This is a genomic window from Burkholderia sp. BCC1988 (assembly GCF_905339895.1).
GTDB lineage: Bacteria > Pseudomonadota > Gammaproteobacteria > Burkholderiales > Burkholderiaceae > Burkholderia.
The window spans coordinates 19892-44330 of sequence record NZ_CAJPHA010000017.1 but is presented as its reverse complement, the minus strand read 5'-3'; the positions used below and the strand labels follow the sequence as shown (position 1 = coordinate 44330).

Annotated in this window: 29 protein-coding genes; 14 read left to right on the top strand and 15 right to left on the bottom strand. The window is 64.6% G+C overall.

The genetic code is table 11. The annotated features are described in order from the left end of the window. Positions 1 to 93 precede the first annotated feature (93 nt). The 11 genes from U4012_RS23530 to U4012_RS23480 all read left to right on the top strand — a co-directional run bounded on the left by U4012_RS23530 (position 94) and on the right by U4012_RS23480 (position 11479). On the top strand, positions 94 to 951 hold the full coding sequence (locus tag U4012_RS23530) for a MaoC family dehydratase N-terminal domain-containing protein (protein WP_415750398.1): 858 nt from the start codon (positions 94 to 96) through the stop codon (positions 949 to 951). 31 nt (positions 952 to 982) lie between these two features. Next, positions 983 to 2140: an acyl-CoA dehydrogenase family protein gene (locus tag U4012_RS23525; RefSeq protein WP_321801903.1), complete on the top strand. Its 1158-nt coding sequence runs from the start codon at positions 983 to 985 to the stop codon at positions 2138 to 2140. Positions 2141 to 2154: 14 nt separating this feature from the next. Further along, positions 2155 to 3333: a CaiB/BaiF CoA-transferase family protein gene (locus U4012_RS23520; protein ID WP_321801901.1), complete on the top strand. Its 1179-nt coding sequence runs from the start codon at positions 2155 to 2157 to the stop codon at positions 3331 to 3333. A gap of 101 nt (positions 3334 to 3434) precedes the next feature. Further along, on the top strand, positions 3435 to 4823 hold the full coding sequence (locus tag U4012_RS23515; RefSeq protein WP_321801990.1) for an MFS transporter: 1389 nt from the start codon (positions 3435 to 3437) through the stop codon (positions 4821 to 4823). A gap of 340 nt (positions 4824 to 5163) precedes the next feature. After that, the gene (locus U4012_RS23510) at positions 5164 to 5673 is read left to right on the top strand and encodes a hypothetical protein (protein ID WP_044846925.1); all 510 of its coding nucleotides are present in this window, start codon (positions 5164 to 5166) and stop codon (positions 5671 to 5673) included. A gap of 383 nt (positions 5674 to 6056) precedes the next feature. Further along, complete coding sequence (locus U4012_RS23505) at positions 6057 to 6569, top strand: hypothetical protein (protein ID WP_044846926.1); 513 nt, start codon at positions 6057 to 6059, stop codon at positions 6567 to 6569. Positions 6570 to 6885: 316 nt separating this feature from the next. Then, on the top strand, positions 6886 to 8040 hold the full coding sequence (locus U4012_RS23500) for a c-type cytochrome (RefSeq protein ID WP_321801897.1): 1155 nt from the start codon (positions 6886 to 6888) through the stop codon (positions 8038 to 8040). A gap of 13 nt (positions 8041 to 8053) precedes the next feature. After that, entirely contained in the window at positions 8054 to 9814 is a 1761-nt protein-coding gene (ctaD, locus tag U4012_RS23495) for a cytochrome c oxidase subunit I (protein ID WP_321801895.1), read from the top strand. Further along, a complete protein-coding gene (locus tag U4012_RS23490) occupies positions 9811 to 10425 on the top strand; it encodes a cytochrome c oxidase subunit 3 (protein WP_321801893.1) in 615 nt (204 codons plus the stop codon). The genes ctaD and U4012_RS23490 overlap by 4 nt, the downstream gene beginning before the upstream one ends. Continuing rightward, the gene (locus U4012_RS23485; RefSeq protein WP_044846930.1) at positions 10422 to 11129 is read left to right on the top strand and encodes a heme-copper oxidase subunit III family protein; all 708 of its coding nucleotides are present in this window, start codon (positions 10422 to 10424) and stop codon (positions 11127 to 11129) included. The genes U4012_RS23490 and U4012_RS23485 overlap by 4 nt, the downstream gene beginning before the upstream one ends. Before the next feature lie 8 nt (positions 11130 to 11137). Further along, positions 11138 to 11479, top strand: a complete 342-nt coding sequence (locus tag U4012_RS23480) for a cytochrome C oxidase subunit IV family protein (protein WP_044846931.1) — start codon at positions 11138 to 11140, stop codon at positions 11477 to 11479. Positions 11480 to 11689: 210 nt separating this feature from the next. Here the strand turns inward: U4012_RS23480 and U4012_RS23475 are convergent, their stop codons facing one another. The 3 genes from U4012_RS23475 to U4012_RS23465 form a co-directional block, all read right to left on the bottom strand. Then, positions 11690 to 12292, bottom strand: a complete 603-nt coding sequence (locus tag U4012_RS23475) for a hypothetical protein (RefSeq protein ID WP_321801889.1) — start codon at positions 12290 to 12292, stop codon at positions 11690 to 11692. A 77-nt stretch (positions 12293 to 12369) separates the two neighbouring features. Then, the gene (locus U4012_RS23470; RefSeq protein WP_124529581.1) at positions 12370 to 12579 is read right to left on the bottom strand and encodes a hypothetical protein; all 210 of its coding nucleotides are present in this window, start codon (positions 12577 to 12579) and stop codon (positions 12370 to 12372) included. 333 nt (positions 12580 to 12912) lie between these two features. Beyond that, positions 12913 to 13236 (bottom strand): hypothetical protein, encoded by a 324-nt coding sequence (locus U4012_RS23465; protein ID WP_321801886.1) that lies wholly within the window; start codon positions 13234 to 13236, stop codon positions 12913 to 12915. Positions 13237 to 13617: 381 nt separating this feature from the next. Between U4012_RS23465 and U4012_RS23460 the strand changes: the two genes are divergently transcribed. Further along, positions 13618 to 14355, top strand: coding sequence for a hypothetical protein (locus tag U4012_RS23460; protein WP_044846989.1), 738 nt, complete (start codon positions 13618 to 13620; stop codon positions 14353 to 14355). A gap of 57 nt (positions 14356 to 14412) precedes the next feature. Here the strand turns inward: U4012_RS23460 and U4012_RS23455 are convergent, their stop codons facing one another. The 3 genes from U4012_RS23455 to U4012_RS23445 form a co-directional block, all read right to left on the bottom strand. Continuing rightward, positions 14413 to 15858 (bottom strand): DEAD/DEAH box helicase, encoded by a 1446-nt coding sequence (locus U4012_RS23455; RefSeq protein WP_321801885.1) that lies wholly within the window; start codon positions 15856 to 15858, stop codon positions 14413 to 14415. A 91-nt stretch (positions 15859 to 15949) separates the two neighbouring features. Continuing rightward, entirely contained in the window at positions 15950 to 17014 is a 1065-nt protein-coding gene (locus U4012_RS23450) for an aldo/keto reductase (RefSeq protein ID WP_321801884.1), read from the bottom strand. Between the two features lie 69 nt (positions 17015 to 17083). After that, positions 17084 to 17674, bottom strand: coding sequence for a flavodoxin family protein (locus tag U4012_RS23445; RefSeq protein WP_321801989.1), 591 nt, complete (start codon positions 17672 to 17674; stop codon positions 17084 to 17086). Between the two features lie 118 nt (positions 17675 to 17792). Between U4012_RS23445 and U4012_RS23440 the strand changes: the two genes are divergently transcribed. After that, positions 17793 to 18698, top strand: a complete 906-nt coding sequence (locus U4012_RS23440) for a LysR family transcriptional regulator (RefSeq protein ID WP_321801882.1) — start codon at positions 17793 to 17795, stop codon at positions 18696 to 18698. Between the two features lie 141 nt (positions 18699 to 18839). Here U4012_RS23440 and U4012_RS23435 read toward each other — a convergent pair whose 3' ends face one another. Further along, positions 18840 to 19175, bottom strand: a complete 336-nt coding sequence (locus U4012_RS23435; RefSeq protein WP_124487367.1) for a hypothetical protein — start codon at positions 19173 to 19175, stop codon at positions 18840 to 18842. 551 nt (positions 19176 to 19726) lie between these two features. Continuing rightward, entirely contained in the window at positions 19727 to 20038 is a 312-nt protein-coding gene (locus U4012_RS23430) for a hypothetical protein (RefSeq protein ID WP_321801879.1), read from the bottom strand. A gap of 177 nt (positions 20039 to 20215) precedes the next feature. Between U4012_RS23430 and U4012_RS23425 the strand changes: the two genes are divergently transcribed. Then, positions 20216 to 20431, top strand: a complete 216-nt coding sequence (locus U4012_RS23425) for a hypothetical protein (RefSeq protein WP_321801877.1) — start codon at positions 20216 to 20218, stop codon at positions 20429 to 20431. 54 nt (positions 20432 to 20485) lie between these two features. Here the strand turns inward: U4012_RS23425 and U4012_RS23420 are convergent, their stop codons facing one another. From U4012_RS23420 to U4012_RS23390, 7 genes are all read right to left on the bottom strand, one after another. Next, positions 20486 to 20803: a hypothetical protein gene (locus U4012_RS23420; RefSeq protein ID WP_044846938.1), complete on the bottom strand. Its 318-nt coding sequence runs from the start codon at positions 20801 to 20803 to the stop codon at positions 20486 to 20488. 91 nt (positions 20804 to 20894) lie between these two features. Continuing rightward, entirely contained in the window at positions 20895 to 21263 is a 369-nt protein-coding gene (locus tag U4012_RS23415) for a hypothetical protein (protein ID WP_321801875.1), read from the bottom strand. Positions 21264 to 21324: 61 nt separating this feature from the next. Continuing rightward, complete coding sequence (rpsU, locus tag U4012_RS23410; protein ID WP_124487370.1) at positions 21325 to 21537, bottom strand: 30S ribosomal protein S21; 213 nt, start codon at positions 21535 to 21537, stop codon at positions 21325 to 21327. 31 nt (positions 21538 to 21568) lie between these two features. Continuing rightward, a complete protein-coding gene (locus U4012_RS23405) occupies positions 21569 to 21778 on the bottom strand; it encodes a hypothetical protein (RefSeq protein WP_044846941.1) in 210 nt (69 codons plus the stop codon). Positions 21779 to 21824: 46 nt separating this feature from the next. Then, a complete protein-coding gene (locus U4012_RS23400) occupies positions 21825 to 22109 on the bottom strand; it encodes a hypothetical protein (RefSeq protein WP_124519976.1) in 285 nt (94 codons plus the stop codon). Positions 22110 to 22639: 530 nt separating this feature from the next. After that, positions 22640 to 23515 carry a CoA ester lyase gene (locus U4012_RS23395; RefSeq protein ID WP_321801872.1) on the bottom strand — a complete coding sequence of 292 codons (876 nt, stop codon included), beginning with the start codon at positions 23513 to 23515 and terminating at the stop codon, positions 22640 to 22642. Continuing rightward, on the bottom strand, positions 23505 to 24437 hold the full coding sequence (locus tag U4012_RS23390; RefSeq protein ID WP_044846943.1) for an electron transfer flavoprotein subunit alpha/FixB family protein: 933 nt from the start codon (positions 24435 to 24437) through the stop codon (positions 23505 to 23507). Before U4012_RS23390 ends, U4012_RS23395 begins: the two co-directional genes overlap by 11 nt. Positions 24438 to 24439 lie beyond the last annotated feature (2 nt).

The window sequence follows — 24439 nt, the reverse complement described above, 5'->3', positions numbered from 1 at the left end:
CTATGACCGGCACATCCAAACGGTATTTCCGCCGCGCCTGCGCTTCACCTAAAGTCACTTCATGCCAAGTCAGAACAGCCGGCCCGCCCGGCGATGGAGGTGACAGTGAACGCTCCCCGGTCGCATGCCAGCGACGATGTCCAACAGGTCGCGACCGACCTGATCAGCGCCGAACGGGCGATCGCCTTCGCGGCCACGCTCGACCATCCGGTCGTTCCCGCCGTGGGCGACGCGCTGCTGCCCGCCTGGCACTGGCTGTATTTCTGGTCGATCGCGCAGCAGGCCGGGCTCGGCCCGGACGGCCATCCGCGCAAGGGCGGCTTCCTGCCGGATCTCGGGCTGCCGCGCCGCATGTGGGCCGGCGGCCGGCTGACGTTCGAACGCCCGCTGACGATCGGCGCGATCGCGACGCGCACGTCGCGCATCCTGTCCGTCGAACGCAAGGAAGGCCGCACCGGCACGCTCGGCTTCGTGACCGTCGAGCACGTGATCGAATCCGCGGGTGAAGTCGCGATCCGCGAGGAACACGACATCGTCTATCGCGGCGCGGCCGCGCCCGGCGCCGCCATGCCCCCGCCGAAGGCCGCGCCCGACCATGCGCAATGGCAGCGCGACATCACGCCCGACGAAGTCATGCTGTTCCGCTATTCCGCACTGACCTTCAACGGCCATCGCATTCACTACGACCGCACCTACGTGCGCGACGTCGAAGGCTATCCGGACCTCGTCGTGCACGGCCCGCTGATCTCGACGCTGCTGCTCGACCTCGTGACGCGCTCGCTGCCCGGCGCGACGATCGTCGAATACGCGTATCGCGCGGTACGGCCGACCTTCCTCGGCAACACCTTCAGCGTGTGCGGCCGCCTCGCGGACGACGGCAAGACCGTCGAGCTCTGGGCAAAAGATCACGACGGCTGGTTGACCATGTCCGCGACCGCGACCCTCGCATAGGGCCCATTCCACGCATTCCCCGATACGAAACATGAATCCTACCGACGCGTACCAAGACATTCGCGAAGCCGTTCGCGACCTGTGCGGCGAATTTTCCGCCGAGTATTTCCGCAAGATCGACGAGGAACGCGGTTATCCCGAAGCGTTCGTCGACGCGCTGACGAAAGCCGGCTGGCTCGCCGCGCTGATTCCGCAGGAATACGGCGGCTCGGGCCTCGGCCTGACCGAGGCATCGGTGATCATGGAGGAAATCAATCGCGCGGGCGGCAACTCCGGCGCGTGTCACGGCCAGATGTACAACATGGGCACGCTGCTGCGCCACGGCTCGGCCGAGCAGAAACAACGCTACCTGCCGAAGATCGCGAGTGGCGAGCTGCGCCTGCAGTCGATGGGCGTGACCGAACCGACCACCGGCACCGACACGACCAAAATCAAGACGACGGCGGTACGCAAGGGCGATCGCTACGTGATCAACGGCCAGAAGGTGTGGATCTCGCGCGTGCAGCACTCCGACCTGATGATCCTGCTCGCGCGCACCACGCCGCTGTCGGACGTGCAGAAGAAGTCGGAAGGGATGTCGATCTTCATCGTCGACCTGCATCACGCGATCGGCAACGGGATGACGGTGCGCCCGATCCCGAACATGGTGAACCACGAGACCAACGAGCTGTTCTTCGACAACCTCGAGATTCCCGCGGAGAACCTGATCGGCGAGGAAGGTCGCGGCTTCAAGTACATCCTCGACGGACTGAATGCCGAGCGCACGCTGATCGCGGCCGAATGCATCGGCGACGGCTACTGGTTCGTCGACAAGGTGTCGCAGTACGTGAAGGATCGTGTCGTGTTCGGCCGCCCGATCGGCCAGAACCAGGGCGTGCAGTTTCCGATCGCCCGCTCGTGCATCAATGTCGAGGCGGCGAGCCTGATGCGCTTCGAGGCCGCGCGCCGGTTCGACGCACACGAGCCGTGCGGCGCGCAGGCGAACATGGCGAAGCTGCTCGCGGCCGATGCGTCGTGGGAAGCCGCGAACGCGTGCCTGCAGTTCCACGGCGGCTTCGGCTTCGCATGCGAATACGACGTCGAACGCAAGTTCCGCGAAACGCGCCTGTACCAGGTCGCGCCGATCTCGACGAACCTGATCCTGTCGTACGTCGCCGAGCACATCCTCGGCCTGCCGCGTTCGTTCTGACGGGAGTGACGAGCATGCGCCCACTGGAAGGCATCAAGGTCGTCACGTTCGAGCATGCGATCGCCGCACCGTTCTGCACGCGCCAGCTCGCCGATCTCGGCGCGCGCGTGATCAAGGTCGAACGGCCGGGCGTCGGCGATTTCGCGCGCGGCTACGACGAACGCGTGTCGGGACTCGCGTCGCACTTCGTGTGGACCAACCGCTCGAAGGAAAGCCTCACGCTCGACGTCAAGCAGCCCGCGGCGCTCGACGTCGTGCACAAGCTGCTCGCGGATGCCGACGTGTTCGTGCAGAACCTCGCGCCCGGCGCGACGCAGCGGCTGGGGCTCGATTACGACACGCTGCGCGAGCGCTATCCGCGGCTGATCGTCTGCGACATTTCCGGCTACGGGCTCGACGGTCCGTTCCGCGACAAGAAGGCGTACGACCTGCTGATTCAAAGCGAATCCGGATTCCTGAGCATTACCGGATCGAACGGCGAGCCGGCCAAGGCCGGCTGCTCGATCGCCGATATCGCCGCCGGCATGTATGCGTATACGAACATCCTCGCCGCACTGATCGAGCGCGGGCGCACCGGGCGCGGCCGGCACATCGACGTGTCGATGCTCGAAAGCATGGTCGAGTGGATGAGCTATCCGCTCTACTACGCGATCGACGGCCAGTCGCCGCCGCGGCAGGCCGGCGCGTCGCACGCGACGATCTTTCCGTACGGCCCGTTCAGGGCCGGCGACGGCAACACCGTGATGCTGGGCCTGCAGAACGAGCGCGAATGGAAGCGTTTTTGCGAGACCGTGATCGGCATGCCCGAGCTGGCGGCCGACGAGCGCTTCGGGTCGAACAGCCGCCGCGTCGCGAATCGCGACGCACTCGCGGCCATCATCGTCGATGCATTCTCGACGCTGACGTCCGCCGACGTGATCGACCGGCTCGAGCAGGCCGGCATCGCGAACGCGCGGATGAACGACATGCACGGCGTCTGGACGCATGCGCAACTCGCCGCGCGGCATCGCTGGACGCGGGTCGACACGCCCGCCGGCGAGATTCCTGCCCTGCTGCCGCCCGGCGTCGCGCCGGACGACGATCCGCGCATGGACCCGGTGCCGGCGCTCGGCCAGCATACCGATGCCGTGCTGCGCGAGCTCGGCTATGCCGACGAACAGATTCACACGTTGCACGCATCCGGTGCCGTCTGACCGGGCCTTGCCGCGCTGATCGAAGCGCGCCCCCCACCTACGTTTCGAAGCGTCTCCGCGTCCGGTCACGGACGCGAGAGCGCCACATGACTGGAGACATCATGGCGAACACCGTCAATGCCGCCGGCCGGCTCGACCGGCTGCCGATTTCAAGATTTCACTGGAAGATACTCGGCCTGATCGCCGGTGGCGCGTTCCTCGACGCGTTCGACATCTATCTCGCCAACGGCTCGGTCGCGGCGATGGTCAAGGAGGGATTCACCGACCTGCGGCATGGCGCGATGTTCGTGTCGTCGACGTTCGTCGGGATGATGATCGGGGCGTTCGTCGCGGGTTACGTCGGCGATCGGCTCGGGCGGCGCTATTCGTATCAGCTCAATCTGGCCGTGTTCGGGCTGGCTTCGATCGCCGCGTGTTTCGCGCCCGATATCGCGTGGCTGATCGTGCTGCGTTTCATCATGGGGATCGGGCTGGGCGCGGAACTGGTCGTCGCGGCCGGGACGCTCGCCGAGTTCGTGCCGCCCGAGACGCGCGGCAAGTGGGTGTCGCTGCTCGCGATCATCACCAACAGCGGGCTCTTCGCGGCGCTCGCCGCGGGGTACTGGATCATTCCTTATCTCGGCTGGCGGTACATGTTCGCGCTGGCGGGCGTCGGCGCGCTGGTCGTCTGGTTCATGCGCAAACGGATGCCGGAGTCGCCGCGCTGGCTCGAATCGGTCGGGCGGCTCGACGAGGCCGAGGCGACGCTTGCCGCGATCGAGCAGGAGGTCGGCCGGCAGGTCGGCACGCTGCCGCCCGTGCGGCGCACCGTCGACCTGCATGTCGGCAAGGTGCCGCTCGGCGTGCTGTTCTCGAAGGGGATGCGGGGCCGGACGATCGTCGCGGCGTTGACCGCGATCGGTGTGAACGTCGGGCTCTACGGCTTCATTGCGTGGCTGCCGACGTTCTTCGTCACGGAAGGGTTGTCCGTCGTCAAGTCGCTCGGGTTCGTGTTCCTGATGTCGATCGGCTCGCCGGTCGGCGGGTTGATCGGCTATCTGATCGCGGATCGGATCGGGCGGGCCAAGGGCATCGTGATCGCGTCGATTCTCAGCATCGCGCTCGGCTGGCTGTATGTGTCGCTGCGCGATACCACCGCGATCATCGTGGTCGGCTTCTGTCTCGTCAGCGCGATCTACACGATCACGACGCTCGGGCTGTTCGGCTACATTCCCGAACTGTTCCCGACCGAAGTGCGGCTGCGCGGCACCGGTGTCGCGGGGATGTGCGGACGGATGTCGTCGATCGGCACGCCTGCGCTGGCCCTGGCGCTTTACCAGGCGTTCGGCGTGTCGGGCGTGATCGCGATGGTCAGCGCGACGCTCGGCGTGCTGTGTGTCGCGATCGGGCTGCTGCGCGTCGAAACCGGACGGCAGGCGCTGGAGGAAGCCGCGCCGGGGACGCACGACGCGGAAGACGCCGCGGTCCACTCCGGCGTCAGGCAAGCCTGATTGCCGGCGGGCCTGCGGCGGCGAATATTCGGCGCTCGCTGCCGGGCGCCGGCGGCGAGCGGCGAGCGACGGCCCGGACAAACAAGGGTTCCGCGCGGATTTCCTCTGATGTCCGCGTTCGCCCCCTTCTTCAAGCGCACCCGCAAGTTGAACGACTGCACTGCCGCGCCAATCGCGCGTCAGACAGGAAGGTTCAAGCTCGACGTGGCGCGTGAAGGTCCGCCCCGTCCATGTGCCTGTGACGCATATACGCGCACATACCCGCACATACGCGCACGTAGCGCGCCGCCGATGCTGACATAAAATAGAAGCTATTCCTGACTGAAAAAAGGGGGCCGACATGAGGCGCCTCTATTTCCTCGTACCCGACACGCAGATGGCGAAGGCGATCGTGGATGACTTGCTGCGCGCTCGCATCATCTGGCGCCATATCCATGTCCTCGCCGATCACAGTGTCACGCTCGAAGAGTTACCCGAAGCGTCCTTGCTGCAAAGCAGCGATGTCGTGCACGCGCTCGAGCGCGGCGTCGCGCTCGGCGGCGCAACGGGCGCGCTCATCGGCCTCGTCGCGCTCGTCTACCCGCCTGCCGAGCTCGTGATCGCGGGCGGCGCCGTCGTCGCATTGACGGTGGCGGGTGCGGGCTTCGGGGCGTGGACGGCCGGGATGATCGGCATCGCCGAGCCGAACGCGCGACTCGAGCGATTTCGGGAGGCGATCAAGGAAGGCCAGATTCTGATCATGGCCGACGTGCCGGCATTGCGAGAGCAGGAAATCGAGCAGATGATCGCCCAGCATTTTCCGAAGGCGGATCTGGAGGGTGGCGAGCCTACGTCACCGGTTTTTCCCTGACACGAGGAAACCGGCATGCACGGCGCGTGGGGCCGCACCCGCATCGAGCGGGTCGGCAGCAGCAAGGGTGAAATCGGCATTCTTCCATTCATAAGATTTGTCGGTGTACTTAATTTACCCCGACACGCCGGCACGAGGACGATTCCGTGACGGCCCCTGCCCTTTTGGCGTTGCATCCGGTGAGATGCCCGTGACCGCGCAACGTCACGGCCTCCGTTCCCGTGTCGCGCCGCCGACGCCCGCCGCACGCCGATCCTGAACAGAACACCGTACTGCCATGCGACGCGCAGGGTTTTTGCACCTTGCGTTGCCCCCCATATCTGCCATTCTGAATCGAATAGCCGACGTATTTTCGACGCGCGAACCGTCAGCAAGGAGGTCGTATGGAACTGCACATTCAATCGCACCATTGGCAACGGCGCATGCCGGACTGGCTCGCCGCGGCCGTGGCCGGGCTTGCCGGGGGCGCCCTGGTGATCGTGCTCGAATTCTTCTGGTCAACCATGGTGCTCGATGAAAGTCCGTGGCAGCCGACCCACAAGATCGCGGCGATGGTGATGGGCCGTGGCGCGCTCGAACAGATGTCGGTGTTCAGCTTCAGCATCGTGGGAATGGCACTGCTGTTGCACTACGTGCTCGGCGCCATCATGGGGATGATCCTCGCCGCGATCATGGCGCCGTTCCGCTTCGATTCGAGCGTCGGCATGGAGGCCGTCATCGGGCTGGCTTTCGGGATCGTCGCGTACGTATGGAACTTCTACGTGATGACCGCCGTGTTCCCGTGGTTCATCTCGGAGCGGGGATCCGGACCGTTGCTGGCCAACCTGCTGTTCGGCGTGGTCACCGCCGTCGTCTACGGCATGCTCGAACGGCGCAAGCAGAACGCGATGCACTGACATGCCGTTGCTTCGCGCCGCGCGGGACGGCTGCCTCGACAACTCACGCCGGAGGCGGCCGTTTTGCATGTTGTCGCGGCAGGTGACGCCGTCCGTGGTGCGACGCGGGTATGGGGTGCTTCCCTCCTTCCTCTTGCGCTGCCTTGCGCGATGCAAGGCAGCAGACTACCTTTTTCTTTAGAGCCGCCGACGCCGCCTGGCGAATCGGTCCTGGTGGATTGCCGGCAAACAATCGTACGAAATTCGGCAAGGCGGCACGACGATGCCCGGAGCGCCGGTTGGCGGCTCCGGCGAGTGACGCGCGGCGAGGCGGCCCATGGTGCTTGCGATTGCCCTGATCGTGATCATCGCGTTGGCGGTGGGGTTTCACTTTGCCAGTCCCTGGTGGATCACGCCGATCGCGTCCAACTGGGTGCGCATGGACGACATGCTGACGATCACGCTCGTCATCACCGGCGCGTTCTTCATCGCCATCAACCTGTTCATCGCGATCGCGCTGATGCGCTACCGCCACCGCGGCGGGCATCGCGCGGCCTACGAGCCGCACAACAGGCGGCTGGAATGGTGGCTGATCGGCCTGACCGCCGTCGGCGTGGCGGCGTTGCTGGCACCCGGTCTGTTCGTCTATGCGGACTACATCCGGCCGCCGCGCAACGTGCTGCAGATGGAGGTGCTCGGCCGGCAATGGCAATGGCGCTTCCGCTTCGCCGGCCCCGGCGGCAAGCTGGGCACGACGGACGTGCGCTATATCGGCAGCGACAATCCCTTCGGCCTGAACCCCGCCGACCCCAACGGCCGCGACAACTACCTGATCGAGACGCCCGAGGTCCATCTGCCGCTGAACCGGCCGATCCAGGTCCTGACACGGTCGCTAGACGTGCTGCACGACTTCTATGTCCCGCCGTTTCGTGCGCGCATGAACATGGTGCCCGGCATGGTGACGACCTTCTGGTTCACGCCGACCAAGGCAGGCCGTTACGACATCCTGTGCGCGCAGCTTTGCGGTATCGGGCACGCGGGCATGCGCGGCGTGGTGGTGGTGGAAGACGATGCAGCGTTCTCGCGCTGGCTCGCGCAGCAGACCACCTTCGCGCAGCGGCAGCAGGCCAAGGTTCAGGCCGCGGCGGCAACGCCAGGCGGCAGTGCCCAGGCGCTTGCCGACCAGGGCAAGGCGCTCGCCGCGGCCAAAGGCTGTCTCGCCTGCCATACCGTGGACGGCAGCCCGCGCGTGGGCCCCACCTGGAAGGGCCTGTACGGCAAGACCGAAACGATGGCCGACGGCAGCACCGCGAAGGTGGACGACGCCTATCTGCGCGCTTTCATCCGCGATCCGGCGGCCCGCGTCGTGAAGGGCTATTCACCCATCATGCCGCATTTCGACCTGAGCGATCAGGAGCTGACCGCGCTGGTGACCTACATCGAATCGCAAGGCGGCCCGGCTGCCGGCAGCACGGCCAACCGCCAGCCCTAGCGGAGCAGACGCAATGCCCTACGCGCACCTCGACCACGCCCCGAAAAGCTTCTGGACCCGCTACGTCTGGAGCCAGGACCACAAGGTCATCGCCGTGCAGTATGCGCTGACGGCCATCGCCATCGGCCTGGTCGGCCTCGTCCTGTCGGACCTGATGCGGTTGCAGCTCGGCTTTCCCGGCAAGTTCAGCTTCATCGACGCCAACCACTACTACCAGTTCGTCACCATGCACGGGATGATCATGGTGATCTACCTGCTGACCGCGCTGTTCCTCGGCGGCTTCGGCAACTACCTGATCCCGCTGATGCTGGGCGCGCGCGACATGGTATTCCCGTTTCTCAACATGCTGAGCTTCTGGGTCTACCTGCTGGCCGTGCTGGTGCTGGTGGCGAGCTTCTTCGTGCCGGGCGGGCCGACCGGCGCGGGCTGGACGCTGTATCCGCCCCAGGCCATCCTGCCCGGCACGCCGGGCGTCGAATGGGGCATCGTGCTGATGCTCGTGTCGCTGGCGATCTTCATCGTCGCCGCAACCATGGGCGGCCTGAACTACGTCACCACGACGCTGCAGGCGCGCACGCGCGGCATGACGCTGATGCGCATGCCGCTCACGGTGTGGGGCATCTTCATCGCGACCATCATGGCGCTGCTGGCGTTTCCGGCGCTGTTCGTGTCGGCCGTGATGATGCTGCTCGACCGGACGCTCGGCACCAGTTTCTTCATACCGGCCGTGGTGTCGATGGGGCAGTCGCTCAAGCATGCCGGCGGCAGCCCGCTGCTGTTCCAGCACCTGTTCTGGTTCTTCGGGCATCCGGAGGTCTACATCGTCGCACTGCCGGCCTTCGGCATCGCGTCGGACCTCATCAGCACCCACGCGCGCAAGAGCATCTTCGGCTACCGGATGATGGTGTGGGCCATCGTCGTCATCGGCGCACTGAGCTTCGTGGTGTGGGCGCACCACATGTTCGTCGCCGGCATGGATCCGTACTTCGGTTTCTTCTTTGCCACCACCACGCTCATCATCGCCATCCCGACCGCCCTCAAGGTCTACAACTGGGTGCTGACGCTGTGGCGCGGCGATATCCACCTGACCGTGCCGATGCTGTTTGCCATCGGCTTCATCAGCACCTTCGTGCTGGGCGGGCTGACCGGGCTCTACCTCGGCAACGTGAGCGTGGACATTCCGCTGTCGAACACGTACTTCGTGGTCGCGCACTTCCATATGGTGATGGCCGTGTCGCCGATCCTGGTGGTGTTCGGCGGCCTCTACCACTGGTATCCGAAGGTGACGGGCCGCATGCTCGACGACAGGCTCGGGCGCGCGCACTTCTGGATCACCTTCCTCGGCACGTACGCGATCTACTTCCCGATGCACTATCTCGGCATCCTCGGTATGCCGCGGCGGTATTACGCGTACGAGGGCTACAGCTTCATTCCGCATTCGGCGCAGACGCTCAACACGTTCATCACCGTCGCCGCGCTGATCGTGGGGGTCGGACAGTTGCTGTTCCTGTACAACCTGGCGTGGAGCCTCGTACGCGGCAAGCGTGCCGACGGCAATCCGTGGCGGGCCACCACGCTGGAATGGCAGACGCCGCAAACGCCGCCGGTGCACGGCAACTGGGGCGCCGCGCTGCCGGTCGTCTACCGTTGGGCGTACGAATACAGCCCGCCGGGACAAGCGGAAGACTTCGTCCCGCAAAACCAGCCGCCTGCAACCGCGCCGGAGCCGGAACCGGCCCGCCCGACGGTTCAACCCGGCGAGGCACGCAAATGACCACGTTGCCGCGCCCCTTCGTTCCCGACACGCCGCCGCCCGTCCTGCCGAATGCGAGCCGCGTCGGCCTGATCGTGTTCATGGCCGTGGCAACGACCTTGTTTTCATTGCTGCTGCTCGCCTACGGCATGCGCATGCGCGAGCCCGACTGGCAGCCGATCCCGCATCCGGCGTTGCTGTGGTGGAACACCGGCGCGCTCGCGCTGGCCAGCGTCGCCATGCAGCGTGCCCGGCAGCTGACCGGGCATCGCGTGGCGTGGCTGGTGGCCGGCGGCGTGCTGGCCGCCGTGTTCGTGATCGGGCAACTGATCGCCTGGCGCATGCTGTCGGCGGCCGGGCAAACCGTCGTCGCCAATCCTTCCAACAGCTTCCTCTACCTGCTCACCGGCCTGCACGGACTGCACGTGCTGGGCGGGCTGGCGGCCTGGGCCGTGACGATCGCGCAGCGCCGGCGTGCGGATCCGTTCCGCGCTCAGCGCGCCATTTCGCTGTGCGCGCTCTACTGGCATTTCCTGCTGGCGGTCTGGCTCGTGCTGCTGGCGGCAATGTGGTGGCTCACCCCCGCGGTTGTCGCCGCCATCTGCGGACCGCTGTATGGAGCCGCGCCATGACCTCGCCCCCGCTCCCGCCCGAATCCGCCACCACCCCGCCCGCCGACGCCGGGCCCGACGGCTGGCGCGGCATCGTCACGGACTGGTCGGCCGACCGCGAAGCCTTCAAGGTGCCGTGGGGCAAGGCGATGATGTGGATCTTCCTGCTGTCGGACACCTTCGTGTTCAGCAGCTTCCTGATCGGCTACATGTCGGTGCGCATGTCGACCACGGCGCCGTGGCCCGACCCGTCCAAGGTGTTCGGGCTCACCGTGGCCGGCGTCGAGGTGCCCTTGCTGCTGATCGCGATCATGACGTTCACGCTGATCACCAGCAGCGGCACCATGGCGATGGCCGTGAATTTCGGCTATCGGCGCAATGCCCGGCGCGCCGCCGCGTTGTTGCTGGCGACCGCGCTGCTCGGCGTGACCTTCGTGTCGATGCAGGCCTTCGAATGGACCAAGCTGATCGTCCATGAAGGCATCCGCCCGTGGGGCAACCCGCTGGGCGCCACGCAGTTCGGCGCATGCTTCTTCATGATCACCGGGTTCCACGGTTTTCACGTGACCTGCGGCGTGATCTACCTGCTGCTGATCGCACGCAAGATCCTGCAGCCGGGGTTCACCGAGCACGGCAACTTCCAGATCGTCGAGATCGCCGGCCTGTACTGGCACTTCGTCGACCTGGTGTGGGTGTTCATCTTCGCGCTGTTCTATTTGTGGTGAGGCAGGCCATGGACCACACCGATCCCGCCGATCGACCCGACGCCGCGCACGGCCAGCAGCACCCGATCGGCATCTACCTGAAAATCTGGGGCCTGCTGTTCGTCCTGAGCACGTTGTCGTACCTGGTCGACTACTTCAAGGTGCAAGGCGTGGTGCGCTGGGTGCTGATCGTCGTGCTCATGATCGCCAAGGCCGGACTGATCGTGTCGATCTTCATGCACATGATGTGGGAGCGTCTGGCGCTGGTGTACGCGATCCTGATACCGCCGCTGTGCCTGCTGGTGCTCATGGTGCTGATGGCGGCCGAAGCGCATCACACGTTCGGCATGCGGGCGCTCTTCTTTCATTGATCGCGTCGCCGGTTCGTTCTTCCGGCGAAGAACGCTTCGGATCACGTACGATCCGGCTCTGCTCGAGGAGGGGGATGGGGACAACGCGCGCCTGGCGCGTGCCCGCATGCAGCCGAACGTTTGGAATTGGACGCTGGCCAGCACGCAGACATGTGTGACGAGAGGATGCGCACTGCCGCGAGCAGCGCGCATCCTCCCGGAGGGCGGCGATCAGTAGGCCGCCACCTTTTCGGTATTGCGTCGTTCCACGGACGTCCTGGATTTCGCCACTGCCGTGATGAACAACATGGTCGCGATGCCACCGGCGATCAGTGCCGGGTAAGCGGCCAGGATCTGGACCAGGGAATACTTCCAGCTCAACGGGCGCCCGACGCCAAGCATTGCCGCATAGAACCACGAGACGGCGGAAATCACGCCCGCGAAAATGGCAACCATGCGCCGTTCGAAGGAAAGCTTCAGCAAGGATCCCGCTTTCCGCAATGCCGGCAGGACCGCGGAGTGCAGCGCGATACCGTTGAAGGTCAGCAACGCGACGATGCCGATCTTGGCCTGCAGCTTGGGATTGCCGAGATACCGGAGACCCTGGGTCCGCATGTCGAACGCAATGATCGCGATGCCGGTGATCCAGAGAATCGTCAGCGCCCACGTGACGGTGCGCTGCAGGCTGGCCAGATGAACCTGGGCAGGATCGGTAGGCGCGTCGGTATCCAGCAGTTGCCTGACCATCGCAATGTCGCTGGTCAGCACGAGACCAATCGCGACACAGCAGGCAATGAGATGAACATAGACGATTCCCATTCGTACGAATTCCATTTTCTGTCCTTTATCGGCGCGGTGCGCAAAGTTAAGTTGTACCGTCGTGAATCTGGGCGAATTCCGTCGATACACATTTAGGATTGCGACGCAAACATCAAAATTCGATCATGGATTCCGCTATCAAGCTGGCTCCAGTTCGGCATGACATGAACAACGTGGTGAGCCCATTCCGGTGCGTCGGGTCGCAACGGGCTGAATGCAGTCGAACCGACACCCATCGCGAGTTCGACCACTTGATCAAGCCCGCACGGCGTGCAGACTTGTAGTGTCGGATGGCTGGCCATCCGGGTATCCGGCATGCGTGACTTGCAGATTGAAAGGTCGCCCGACTGCCGGATGCTGCTGGGCGACGGGCAAAATTTAAAACAGCGAGCCCTGACGAATCAACCCGAGTTGTTACGAAATGCAAAGGACGTAACGAGCGCTGAATGCGCCGAGAGAAGGGTCGGACCGGGCGCAATTTCTGCTGATACGGAGTATGCGGAATTGTTCTGACCTGGATTCAGGCACTGATTGACGGGTCACGTCTTTTTACATTTGAGCGGTAAATAGTAAAGGGGTCGCAGTTCGCAGTGCATATTGCGAAACTTTCATATGTTGAATAGGTAAATTCTCGGTCATTCGGGATATTGTCGAGCATTGATTTTCTCAGACGAAACGCCAACGGCATCCGGCGTTGATGCACCGGTCAGTGCCTGAAAATCTGCGCAATTTTCCGAGATATCTCCCGTCTCTTCCTTCGCATTACGCCGTCTGGCGGGGCTGAGCGTCAAACCGGCAGTGACGGCGGAGACACCGACCGGGTCGACATGACCAAAATCGGATGGCCCCGAATTTTTTAGGGTATGGTTCCGCAACAAATCGAAGCAGATCGCGCGATCGGCCGAAAGAATATTTTTGACGACTGGCAGGAGGTAAAAATCGCGGACGTCAAAAATCAAAAATACCCTGATTACCCGAAATCAAAACCATGCCTTGCAAATAACTTTCGATCAAGGCCGAGAAATCCCGCCGGGACGACGTTTGGCGTCGATGGCGGCCGAAGAAGTCGAGCCTCATTCGCAAAGCGCCGCTCATGCGTCCGTTTGAACGTTCGCCAAACGCCGCTGCAACATGCTGGCGCGCGTCGAGCGCGGTCGCCCCTCGGATTGCCTGCTCCCGGCAGTCCCCGTCGAATCCGGGAATAACCGTCGTGTGCTCACGGTATTGCAGGAAACACGAACCGGGTGACCCCTATGGACATCATCGACACGGCCCATGCAACGGATACCAAACAGGAATCGCCCGCGGTGCGCGCACCGCACCGTGAATCGAAAGTCCGGATGCAATCCGTGCTGCGCGGTTTCCAGCTCGGATCGGGCGTGGTGCTGCTGACCTATCTCTTTCTGCACCTGATCAATCACGCACTCGGAATCTGGTCACTCGAACTCGCCGGACGCGGTCTCGTGCTGGCGTTGCGGCTCTGGCGCAGCGCACCGGGGACGTTCGTGCTGTACGGTGCGGCGTCGCTTCATTTTGCGCTGGCGTTGCACACGATATACGGGCGCCGCCACTGGACCCTGCCGCCCGCCGAATGGCTCCGCCTCTGGGCAGGCCTCAGCCTGCCGCTGCTGCTGATCCGCCACGCGGTGACAACCCGGCTCGCGTCCTCGCTCTACGGCTTCGAGCCGGACTACGAGCGTGTCGTCACCGTGCTGCTCACCAGCGGCACGCAGGGCCTGCAACTAGCCCTGCTCGCGCCCGGCTGGATACACGGATGTCTCGGACTGTGGTTCCGGTTGCGCCATCAGCCGTGGGCGTGCCGCGTCAAACCCGCGCTGCTGGCATTCGTCGCCCTGCTGCCGTTGCTCTCCGCAGGCGGCTTTGTTCATATGATGCGCGTCGTCGAGGCGAAGGGCTCGCTGTATTTGCCCCCCGATCCGAAACTGGTTTCACACCAGCTCGCCCTTGACGCGTGGCGTCACTATCTCGTCACCCTCTACGTGTGCCTGATCATCGGCGCGTTGATCGCGGGCCTGTTGCGCAACCGCCTTGAACGTCGACGATTGCAGAACGCGTGACGAAGACCGGGAAGATCCGGCGGAGCGGCGGCTGCCGGCACGCCTCATCCCCGTCGATCAGGGTTGACGTTTGCCGCGCCCACCGGCGGGTTTCCCGGCCGGCTTGCGTGAACCCGCAGCCGCCTTGCCGGCGGGTTTGCCGCGAGGCTTTTGCACGCTGAACGGACTGCCGCTCAACACGCTTGCCGCCTTACCCGCGGCGCCGGCACGCTGCCCCTCGGCCTTGCGCTTGCCGTCCCCACCTTGCGGCTTCGGCTTCCTGCCGGCCGCCGGCATGGCACCCGCCCCACCTTGCGGCACCTTGGGCTTCTTCGGCTTTTTGGGCTTCTTGATGATCTGCCCCGTCGCGCTGGTTTCCGGCACGCGGTGTTCGGCTTCGAAACCCGGCTCCTCTTCACGGCGCAGCGTCTGCCGGATCAGCGCTTCGATCGCGGCCAGCTGCGGCGCTTCATCGGCGCACACCAGCGACACCGCCACGCCGCTGGCGCCCGCGCGGCCGGTACGGCCAATACGGTGCACATAGTCTTGCGCCACGATCGGCAGATCCACGTTGATCACCAGCGGCAGGTCGTCGATATCCAGCCCGCGCGCCGCCACATCGGTCGCGACAAGCATCTGCACTTCGCGCGTCTTGAAGCGCTCCAGCGCACGCAGGCGCGCGGGCTGCGGCTTGTCGCCGTGGATGGTGTCGACCGCATAGCCCGCTTCATCGAGCATCGCCGCCAGGTAGTCCACGCCGTTGCGGGTCTTGACGAACACCAGCGCGTGGTCCCAGTTGTTCTCGGCCACCAGGTGCATGAAGAGGTCGGGCTTGTTGCGCTTGTCCACCGGCACCACCCACTGCTTGATCTTGCTGGCCGTGACGTTGGGCGGGCTGACGCTGATATCGACCGGGCTGTGCAGAATGGTCGCCGCCATCGCGCGAATATCGTCGGTAAACGTGGCGGAGAACAGCAGCGTCTGGCGCCGGGCGGGCAACGCAGCAAAGACGGCGTTGAGTTCGCGCGCAAAACCCAGGTCGAGCATCCGGTCGGCTTCGTCCAGCACCAGCGCCTGCACCTGGTCGAACTGCACCGCGTTCTGCCGGTTGAGGTCCAGCAGACGGCCCGGCGTGGCAACGAGCACATCCACGCCCTTGCGCAGCTTCATCATCTGCGGGTTGATGCTCACACCGCCGTAGGCGGCCAGGAACCGCAGGTCGAGGCCCTTGCCATACGCGACGAAGCTCTGCAGCACCTGTTCGGCCAGCTCACGCGTGGGCACCAGCACCAGGACACGCGCACGGTTGCTGGACACCGCCGGCCCGTGTTGCACCAGCCGCTGCAGCAGCGGCAGCGCGAAACCCGCCGTCTTGCCGGTGCCGGTCTGCGCCGCGGCCATGACGTCCTTGCCGCCGAGCACCGCGGGAATCGCCTTGGCCTGCACCGGCGTCGGTGTCTGGTAATTGAGGTCCTGCAGATTACGCAGCAAGGGATCGATCAGGCCAAGCGAGGCAAAAGACATGGACGTGTTCCGGGCTAAAACCGCAATTCTAGCCGTTACCGCCGCCGCGATCGCATCGCGCGGGCCGAACGCCGCGCCGCGCGATGCGGCGTCACCGGTCCTGTTTCGACGCGCCGCGCGTGAACGGCTGCGGCCGCCTGCCCGCCGCCTGGCGATCGATCATCCAGCCGGGATAGCCGGCAGGCACCGCACTGACGGCATCAAGATGCGCGAGTTCGTCCACGGTCAGCGCAACATCGGCCGCGCCGAGATTGTCTTCGAGCTGTTCGACCCGTTTGGCGCCGATGATGACGCTCGTGACATGCGGCTTGGCGAGCAACCACGCGAGCGCGATCCGCGCGACCGACACACCTCGCGCGTCGGCAATGGCGCGCATCGCGGCAACGCACGGCCACGCCCGCTCGAGATCGACCGGCGGAAAATCGAAATGGCTGCGCCGCGACCCTGCTTCGGCCGGCGCCCCGGGGCCGAACTTCCCCGAAAGCAGTCCCCCGGCGAGCGGCGACCAGACGAGCAGGCTCATCTGCTCGTCGATCGCGAGCGGCACCAGTTCGTGCTCCACGTCGCGTCCGGCGATCGAATAGTAGGCCTGCAGCGTCTCGAAGCGCGTCGCATGGAGCGCCTGGCTGAGCCCGAGCGCCTTGCCGATCTTTCCGGCGCGCCAGTTCGAGACGCCGACATGGCGAACCAGCCCCTGCCGCGTCAGATCGTCGAGCGCCCGCAGCGTCTCTTCGATCGGCGTGACGGGGTCGTTCGCGTGTATCTGGTAGAGGTCGATGTGGTCGACCTGGAGCCGTTCCAGGCTTCGCTGCACGGAATCCATGATGTGGCCGCGCGACGCCCCCTGATCGTTGGGCTTCGGGCCCATCACGCCCGCCGTCTTCGTCGCCAGCACGATCTCGCCGCGCGGCACGCCGAGGTCCCGGAGCGCCTGTCCGACGAGGCGTTCCGACTGACCGAACGAGTAGATGTCGGCGGTATCGATGAAGTTGATGCCCTCGGCCAGGGCGCGGGAAATCAGCCGGGTCGCGTCGTCCTGGCCGACCGCGCCGATCGACGCCCACATGCCGGCGTCGGCATTGCCGCCCAGCGTCATCGTGCCGAGACACAGCTCGGAGACATACAGGCCCGTGCGGCCCAGTTGCTTGTATTTCATGGCCGTTTCCTCATGGTCGGCTGGAAAGCGTGCGGTGGCGTCCGGTCAGGCGCCCCGCACGCCGGGATGTCAGCTGATTCGCGCGTGCCCTGCCCGAAACTGTCCGGCGATCGTTGCGACGCGTGCGCCATAGCGGCGTGCCGTCTCGAGATCCCCCGGAGACATCTGGTCGGGCGACGCGTCGGCCGGCGTCTGCGCCATCGGCGCGAGATAGGAGCCCATGCGATTCAGGTCGTCGCGCATCGACGCCTTCAGGTTCGCCGGCTTGATGTCCATGCTCACCCAGACACCGCCGTGCTGCCCGGCGAGCAGCACGAAGTATTCGAGCGTATTGAGCTTGTCGCCGTTGACGCTCGCGCTATTGGTGAAGCCGCCGAAGATCTTGTTGCGCCACCGGCCGTCGAACCAGGCCTTCGACGATGCGTCGGCGAACTTCTTGAACTGCCAGCTGGGGCCGCCCATGTAGGTCGGCGAGCCGAACAGGATGGCGTCGGCGCCCGCGAGCGTGTCCCACGCGTCCGGTCCGATGTTTCCGTCGGCGTCGATTGCGACGAGGACGGCGCCCGCGCCCTCGGCGACAGCCGTTGCCATACGCTGGGTATGCCCATAGCCGGAGTGGTAGACGACGGCCGTCTTAACCGGTGCGATGTGTTGTGTCATGGTTGCGCCCTTTCGTTCAGGTGGTCGTCGGGAGACGACATCGGAAAGCACTCTACTGAGTCGCAATTGAGTTATAAATGACGGCCGATTGAACGTTCTGTTACTCGCCGAGTGAACAATGCAAAACCTCGATGCGCTGTTGATCTTTGCCCGTGTCGCCGAAATGACGAGCTTCACGCGGGCAGCCGAAAGCCTGGGCATCCAGAAGGGACGTGTCTCGATGGTGATCCGTCGACTCGAGCGCGACGTGGGCGTTGCACTGTTGCATCGGACGACGCGGAGCGTGCAGCTGACCGAGGACGGACGCGCGTTCTATTCGCGCGCACGGGACCTGCTGGCTGAAGTCCAGGAATTGCAATCGATGTTCTCCGGCAACGGCTCGCGACTGCGGGGAAGATTGCGCGTCGACATGCCGACCGAACTGGCCCGCAGTGTCGTGGTTCCCGCACTCCCGCAATTGATGGCCGCGCATCCGGAGCTGGAACTGGAGCTGTCGAGCACCGATCGGCGTGTCGATCTCGTCCAGGAAGGCTTCGATTGCGTGATCCGTCTGGGCCCGATCGTGGACGAGACGCTGATCGCGCGACCGCTGGGCCGGCTGCGCATGATCAATGCGGCGAGCCCCGGCTACCTGGCGCGATACGGCGTACCGCATACGCTCGACGATCTGCTCGGCCAGGGACACCGGATGGTCCACTACACGCTGACACTCGGCGCGCGTCATCCGGGATGGGAGTACCCGGACGGCACCGGCTATGCATCGCTGCCGTTGCCGAGCGCGATGCAGGTCAACAGCGTGCAGACCTATCACGCTGCCGGGCTGGCCGGCATCGGCTTGATCCAGGCCGGATATTCAGGGGTCGCGGCTCACATCGAAAGCGGCGCGCTGGTGGAGGTGCTGCCCGACCTGCGCCCGGAGCCGCTGGCCGCGTGGCTCGTCGTGGCCCATCGGCGCAATCTGTCGCCGCGCGTTCGGGCGTTCATGGACTGGATCGAGCGGGTGCTGGAACCGTATTTCGACTGAGGGCGGCGCGGCGGATCGGCTCGGGGGGCATGGCCCGTGGCCGGGAAACCGATGAGGCTGCTCATGCGATTGGCCGGGCCGCCGACATGGGGCGCCTGCAAGCTGCGCCGTAACCGGCGACCTCGCGTCGTGACGCCGCAGCTAATCCTTCGGCGCGGGCGGCAGAGGAATCCAGTGCGTGTACGCCGACTGCAGCAGCGCGACGTCGTCGAATCGAGCGACGACCGCAAATCCACGTGAATCCCACGCCAACACATTAGACGCCGAGTCCGCATCCTGACGCGTCGGGCAGTGCTGATCCGCCGGAATCCAGTTCTGGCCCTGACGTGCCCCCTGCCATCCATCCCAGGCGGCCGCCGCACGTGTTCCCCTGACGTAGCCGCCCTGGTCCCGAACGCGATAGGCCAGGTCGGCGCGATATTCCACCGGCGTGTCGCGGAACCACCATTGTTCAAAAAGCTCTCTCTCGGTGCTCACCGACTTCTCCAGTGACGCAGCTTCAGCTTGAATCCGCGGCCGCGAATTCGGCTACGCCCAGCACCGTGCAATTCGCGTTCCTGCGGCCTCGCAGGCTGACTTCGTCGCCCATCAGGCCGAATCGGACTGCCCTCGGCGCGGCGCGAGCCCAGCTTGCCACCCCGTCAGCATATCGCGATGTGCTGCAACGATGCTGTGCGGCACGCGGGATCGTCGTCATGGATTGCGCCATGAGTCGAAGACCGCTTGCTGGCCTACCATGCGCCGAACTTCGCTTGAATGTCAAAGCATCGACACGTTCCCGATTTGGCACGAAGCGCGGCGAAGTCACGCTCCGGTCAAGTCGATGCCGCGGGGATGGCAGTCGCAAAAGTCAAAGGTACTCACGGAGTACGAATTGCCCATGAATCGACTGGAAACGTGGTGTTTATAGGCGAATTTGCCCGACTGTCGACGAGCATACTTGAGACCGCGACGACCATCCCGCACACGCCACCGAACTTCAGCTTTCCCGTGCGTCGGACCGCACGAGACTCGCCCGCACCTTGACGTCAGAGGGTCATCAACAATCGCAACTGGTGTTCGGTTTCCGTTCCCTTGACCAGCGCATAACATCGCGTCTCCCGTCGCTCGATCGCAGAAAGGCCTTCAGCATCGGAGAAGGTGTTCCATGCGACGCCGTCGATACTTGCCCATTCTCCGCGGGTTCGCGCAAAGGCGCGCAACAGCGAACTGGCTTCACGGCGCAGAACGACACGGTCCGCATTCAGCACACAGGTCGACCAGCCACCGCGGAGGATCAGGTAACAGGGTACCGAACGGTGATCAATTCTCGTGAGCACAGTTGTTTCTTCCATTTTCATCGCGACGAGGTCCAACGGTTCGCATTGCAGACGAAGTTATCGACCCGATCGAAGCGTGCGCGGCCACGGCCGGATGGTGAAGCCGGCCGGATCGCGACACATCCCGACGGCGGACGCTTCTGCTCGTGCGGCCCCGCACGGCAGCCCCGCTCGCGACAACCAGACAGGGAGGAGCCCATGCTCTTCAATACGACACGCTTCCGGATCGATCCGACGCCCCGCAGGGCCGATGGCGAGTACATCGCACATGCGAGAATCACCACGACGCTGCTGGACGGAGGTGAGAGAGAGGTGCATTCCAGCCGCGATCTGGCCGGCTTCGATGCGCGCGACGATGCGATTGCGTACGCGACGCAATGGGCGGAGGGATGGCTGGCCGCTCAATTTGGCTGAAGGCAAGAAGGCGGTGGCGCAGCTGTGGCTCGAGCGTCGGGCATCGTGGCTGCGTTACCGCCTGGGATGCTTCATTTCCTCGGCTTCCATCGCGGCGAGTCGCTCTTCACTTGCGGATACGGGTTCCATGGCTTCGTCGATCGAAGTCAATGCATATTCGCAGGCCAGCTTCACTTCTTCAACGGTAGTCTCTGGCTGCTCGTCGTCGCCAGGCGGCGGGGAAAGCATGTCTGCGAGCATCATGGCCAACTCGGGGGTGTCCCATGGTTCGCCCTTTTGCGCCTTCTTCTTTATATAGTGCCGGATTTCCGCGTCTTGCTCGGGCGAGAGTGGAAGGTGTCGAAACGTGTTGCCTGGGTTAGCGTCAATCATGTGTTGCTCCGAAATTCGAATGCGACTCCCGTGGGCTGCTCCCTGCCATGCGCGTGCACCCGGAACAAGACGAGAACGAAGGAGCAGCTTCCTATTTTCGGCAGCGCGAATCCTGAATGCGTTCGAGGCGGACCAAAAGCTCGTCCACCTGCAGTGCGAGGACCTTGCTTCGCTCGGATTGTGTGCGGAGCTTGTCGAGCTTGACTCTCCAGTACGCGGGATCGTTCACGGACGATCGGTTGATGAAGGCGTGTTGCGCTTGCTCGAGCAGCCCGACCGATCGTCTGATATGGGCCAACTCGCGTTCCGCGTCGCAGTACCAGCTCATGTTTGCCGCCTTCCGATCATGATTTTCATCCTGGTTGCTGCACGGCGCGACGCGCGTACCGATCATCTCTTCCTGCCGCTGCGCGGCGGCCGGCCGGCATGCTGCCTGCGTCGTCCGGCCGCGGTACCGCATGCCGGGGATCGGTACGGCGACATGAGCCCCCCTCGGCCGGCACGCTGTTCCCGCCGTTCTTCTAGTACATCTTGCGGGGCGGCAACATGCGCTTCGCCCGCAAGCGCTGCCGGGCAACGGCACTGGCTTTTTTCCGCTTGCGCTCCGTCGTGGGCTTTTCGTAGCTGGTGCGACTGCGCAACTCGCGAATCAGCCCGGTCTTCTCGATACCGCGCCGGAAGCGCCGCAGCGCGACATCGATGGGTTCGTTGATCTTCAGTGTGATGGTTGTCATGTAATGCCTGTTGGAAAACGTTCGACTAAAACTAGCCGAGTCGTGTCATGACGGTGCTCGCTATCGCGTCGGATTCGAACTCCGAATACCCGGCTCCGATCGAAAATGCGCGCACCGCCGCGAACATCTGCAGCTCTTGTTGATGGCACCGCGCAGAATGGGTCATTCCAGCGGGCAGGACAGCATCGCTCCGAGTGAGCTTGCACCGCTGGACCAGATCGAGAAGCTCGTCGACAATCATTTCGCCCTCCAAATTGATGGCAAGTCACGTTGCCATGCGAGTCGTGTCAGAGGGCGTCCGAAAAGAAGGCCAGCTTTTCGCGATCGTCGTCAATGACGCGCTCGGCATAGCGCAGCGACGCACGCCGTGCGTCACCGGCAGTGTCGAACGGGCCGTCGCCGACGAGCCTGAAAGTCTGGCTCTGCGTCAGCGTGTCGGTGGTGCCGCGAAGACAAATCTTGACCGCTGCGTCGAAGCCGGCCTCGTAGTTGTGCGGCAAGCCATCCAGCGCAGGCACGTGCGGGTAAATCAGTGGATAGATCTCGAATCCACGGTAGATATGCATGCTCATCATGAACTCCTGACGATCGCTTCTCGGCGACTCGCAAGGACGAGCGTAGGCAGCCAGCATCGCCTGATGCATGGCGCGACGGGTCGTGGTGAAAGGGACAAACGTTGCGCGCGAGGCAATGCGCGACGCAACACGGTGGCAGGTGGAGGGCGAGCGGTCGAACAGCAAACGGAGGCTCGAACGAAACCATCATACGCGCATCGTCGATCGGGTGTCCATTTTATTTCGACCGCGACGAGGCAGATGACGAAGTGCGTTGTCGCGCCGTGATCGCAGCACACCCCATGCCGTCGCGCCCTCGTTCATCGAAACGTTTTCGACGTGGCGAGTCGACCAGATGAAGATGACGCCGATCACTGTCGTCGACGAGCATCTTCCCGGCGACCGGACTTTTGCATCTCCACCATCTTCCGTCAGTCGACCGAATACAGAAGCAACTTCGCCTAATGCAAGCCGCCGAGGCATGCACGCACCCGTTCATTGATCCGACGATAGCGGACAGCCGTGGCCACCCCGACTCACGCCGCCGATCATTCGCCGGCGGCGGCGTTCGATCCGGCGTTGACGGCTGCAGCCAGCGCGGCGATCCGCTCGGCGCGCAACAGCACCGGCCGATCGACCATCTTCCCGTCGACCGTCACCACGCCGCCATTCGAATCGCGCATCGCATCGAGCACGCGCCGCGCCCAGCGCGCTTCGTCGTCGCTCGGTCGAAAGCATCGGTGCACGAAGCCGATCTGCTTCGGATGGATGCACAGCTTCGCGCCGAATCCCAGCTGCTTGCCGTTGAATGCATCGCGCGCGATACGCACGCCGTCATCGATATCCGGCGTCACGCCGTCGACCGGCGATTCGATCCCGGCCACCCGCGAGATCAGCGCGAGTTGCGAGCGGAAGTGATTGAGCGAAACGCCATCGTCCGACATGCCCATGTCCGCGATGAAATCGAGCGTGCCGAACATCAACCGCTCGACGTACGGCGCTTTCGCGACATCGAGCGCGTTCCACATGCCGTGTGCGCTTTCGATCAACGGATAGACCGGCACACGCCGGCGCGCGAGCGCAACGGCAGCGCACACGTCGTCGGCACGCTCGGCCTTCGGCAGCACGATACCGGCCACGCCCTTCAACGCGCCGAGCGCGGCATCGGCCTCGAACCATCGCGTGTTCCGCGCGTTGATCCGCACGAGCACCGGATGCTCGGGCGAAACCCACGCCGCTATCGCATCGCGCGCCGCCACTTTCGCCTCCGGCTCGACGGCATCCTCGAGGTCGATGATGATCGCATCGGCGCCGCTTGCGAGCGCCTTGTCGAAGCGCTCCGGCTTGCTCCCCGGCACGAACAGATACGACTGGGCCTGCGCCACGCGGCCACCGCCGGCGCGCATCGCGGCATCAGACGGCATCGACCACCTCCGGAACCCGTTCGAACAGATCGCCGACGAGGCCGTAGTCGGCCACGCTGAAGATCGGTGCTTCCGGATCCTTGTTGATCGCGACGATCACCTTCGAATCCTTCATGCCGGCCAGATGCTGGATCGCACCCGAGATGCCGACCGCGATGTACAGCTGCGGTGCGACGATCTTGCCGGTCTGGCCGACTTGATAGTCGTTCGGCACGTAGCCGGCGTCGACTGCCGCGCGCGATGCGCCGAGTGCGGCGCTCAGCTTGTCGGCCAGCGGCTCGAGAACCTTCGTGTAGTTCTCGCCGCTGCCCAGGCCGCGGCCACCCGACACGATGATGCTCGCCGACGTCAGTTCCGGACGGTCCAGCTTCGTCACTTCACGGCTCACGAACTGCGACTTGCCTGCGTCTGCCGCGGCTTCGATCTTCTCGATCGCTGCGCTGCCGCCTTCGGCTGCCACCGGATCGAAACCCGTCGCACGCACGGTGATGACCTTGATCGGGTCGCTCGACTGCACCGTCGCGATCGCGTTGCCCGCGTAGATCGGGCGCTCGAACGTGTCGGCACTGTCGACCGCCGTGATGTCCGAAATCTGCGCGACGTCCAGCTTCGCGGCGATCCGCGGCGCGATGTTCTTGCCGTAGGCGGTAGCCGGAGCCAGGATGTGCGAATAGTCCTTCGCGATGTTCAGCGCGGTCGCCTCGACGTTTTCCGCGAGGCCCGCTTCGAGCTGCGGCGCATCGGCCAGCAACACCTTCGACACACCTGCGATCTTCGCTGCTGCATCGGCCGCGCCTTGCGCGTTGTGGCCCGCGACCAGCACGTGGATGTCGCCACCGATCTTCGCTGCCGCCGCCACCGTATTCAGCGTCGCGGCCTTGATCGACGCGTTGTCGTGTTCTGCAATCACCAGAATCGTCATTT

What these genes read in the sequence shown, in the direction of transcription:
- U4012_RS23530 (WP_415750398.1), top strand. Translation starts at nt 94, where the DNA reads ATGGAGGTGACAGTGAACGCTCCCCGGTCGCATGCCAGCGACGATGTC.
- U4012_RS23525 (WP_321801903.1), top strand. Translation starts at nt 983, where the DNA reads ATGAATCCTACCGACGCGTACCAAGACATTCGCGAAGCCGTTCGCGAC.
- U4012_RS23520 (WP_321801901.1), top strand. Translation starts at nt 2,155, where the DNA reads ATGCGCCCACTGGAAGGCATCAAGGTCGTCACGTTCGAGCATGCGATC.
- U4012_RS23515 (WP_321801990.1), top strand. Translation starts at nt 3,435, where the DNA reads ATGGCGAACACCGTCAATGCCGCCGGCCGGCTCGACCGGCTGCCGATT.
- U4012_RS23510 (WP_044846925.1), top strand. Translation starts at nt 5,164, where the DNA reads ATGAGGCGCCTCTATTTCCTCGTACCCGACACGCAGATGGCGAAGGCG.
- U4012_RS23505 (WP_044846926.1), top strand. Translation starts at nt 6,057, where the DNA reads ATGGAACTGCACATTCAATCGCACCATTGGCAACGGCGCATGCCGGAC.
- U4012_RS23500 (WP_321801897.1), top strand. Translation starts at nt 6,886, where the DNA reads ATGGTGCTTGCGATTGCCCTGATCGTGATCATCGCGTTGGCGGTGGGG.
- ctaD (WP_321801895.1), top strand. Translation starts at nt 8,054, where the DNA reads ATGCCCTACGCGCACCTCGACCACGCCCCGAAAAGCTTCTGGACCCGC.
- U4012_RS23490 (WP_321801893.1), top strand. Translation starts at nt 9,811, where the DNA reads ATGACCACGTTGCCGCGCCCCTTCGTTCCCGACACGCCGCCGCCCGTC.
- U4012_RS23485 (WP_044846930.1), top strand. Translation starts at nt 10,422, where the DNA reads ATGACCTCGCCCCCGCTCCCGCCCGAATCCGCCACCACCCCGCCCGCC.
- U4012_RS23480 (WP_044846931.1), top strand. Translation starts at nt 11,138, where the DNA reads ATGGACCACACCGATCCCGCCGATCGACCCGACGCCGCGCACGGCCAG.
- U4012_RS23475 (WP_321801889.1), bottom strand. Translation starts at nt 12,292, where the DNA reads ATGGAATTCGTACGAATGGGAATCGTCTATGTTCATCTCATTGCCTGC.
- U4012_RS23470 (WP_124529581.1), bottom strand. Translation starts at nt 12,579, where the DNA reads ATGGCCAGCCATCCGACACTACAAGTCTGCACGCCGTGCGGGCTTGAT.
- U4012_RS23460 (WP_044846989.1), top strand. Translation starts at nt 13,618, where the DNA reads ATGCAATCCGTGCTGCGCGGTTTCCAGCTCGGATCGGGCGTGGTGCTG.
- U4012_RS23455 (WP_321801885.1), bottom strand. Translation starts at nt 15,858, where the DNA reads ATGTCTTTTGCCTCGCTTGGCCTGATCGATCCCTTGCTGCGTAATCTG.
- U4012_RS23450 (WP_321801884.1), bottom strand. Translation starts at nt 17,014, where the DNA reads ATGAAATACAAGCAACTGGGCCGCACGGGCCTGTATGTCTCCGAGCTG.
- U4012_RS23445 (WP_321801989.1), bottom strand. Translation starts at nt 17,674, where the DNA reads ATGACACAACACATCGCACCGGTTAAGACGGCCGTCGTCTACCACTCC.
- U4012_RS23440 (WP_321801882.1), top strand. Translation starts at nt 17,793, where the DNA reads ATGCAAAACCTCGATGCGCTGTTGATCTTTGCCCGTGTCGCCGAAATG.
- U4012_RS23430 (WP_321801879.1), bottom strand. Translation starts at nt 20,038, where the DNA reads ATGAAAATGGAAGAAACAACTGTGCTCACGAGAATTGATCACCGTTCG.
- U4012_RS23425 (WP_321801877.1), top strand. Translation starts at nt 20,216, where the DNA reads ATGCTCTTCAATACGACACGCTTCCGGATCGATCCGACGCCCCGCAGG.
- U4012_RS23420 (WP_044846938.1), bottom strand. Translation starts at nt 20,803, where the DNA reads ATGATTGACGCTAACCCAGGCAACACGTTTCGACACCTTCCACTCTCG.
- U4012_RS23415 (WP_321801875.1), bottom strand. Translation starts at nt 21,263, where the DNA reads ATGCGGTACCGCGGCCGGACGACGCAGGCAGCATGCCGGCCGGCCGCC.
- rpsU (WP_124487370.1), bottom strand. Translation starts at nt 21,537, where the DNA reads ATGACAACCATCACACTGAAGATCAACGAACCCATCGATGTCGCGCTG.
- U4012_RS23405 (WP_044846941.1), bottom strand. Translation starts at nt 21,778, where the DNA reads ATGATTGTCGACGAGCTTCTCGATCTGGTCCAGCGGTGCAAGCTCACT.
- U4012_RS23400 (WP_124519976.1), bottom strand. Translation starts at nt 22,109, where the DNA reads ATGAGCATGCATATCTACCGTGGATTCGAGATCTATCCACTGATTTAC.
- U4012_RS23395 (WP_321801872.1), bottom strand. Translation starts at nt 23,515, where the DNA reads ATGCCGTCTGATGCCGCGATGCGCGCCGGCGGTGGCCGCGTGGCGCAG.
- U4012_RS23390 (WP_044846943.1), bottom strand. Translation starts at nt 24,437, where the DNA reads ATGACGATTCTGGTGATTGCAGAACACGACAACGCGTCGATCAAGGCC.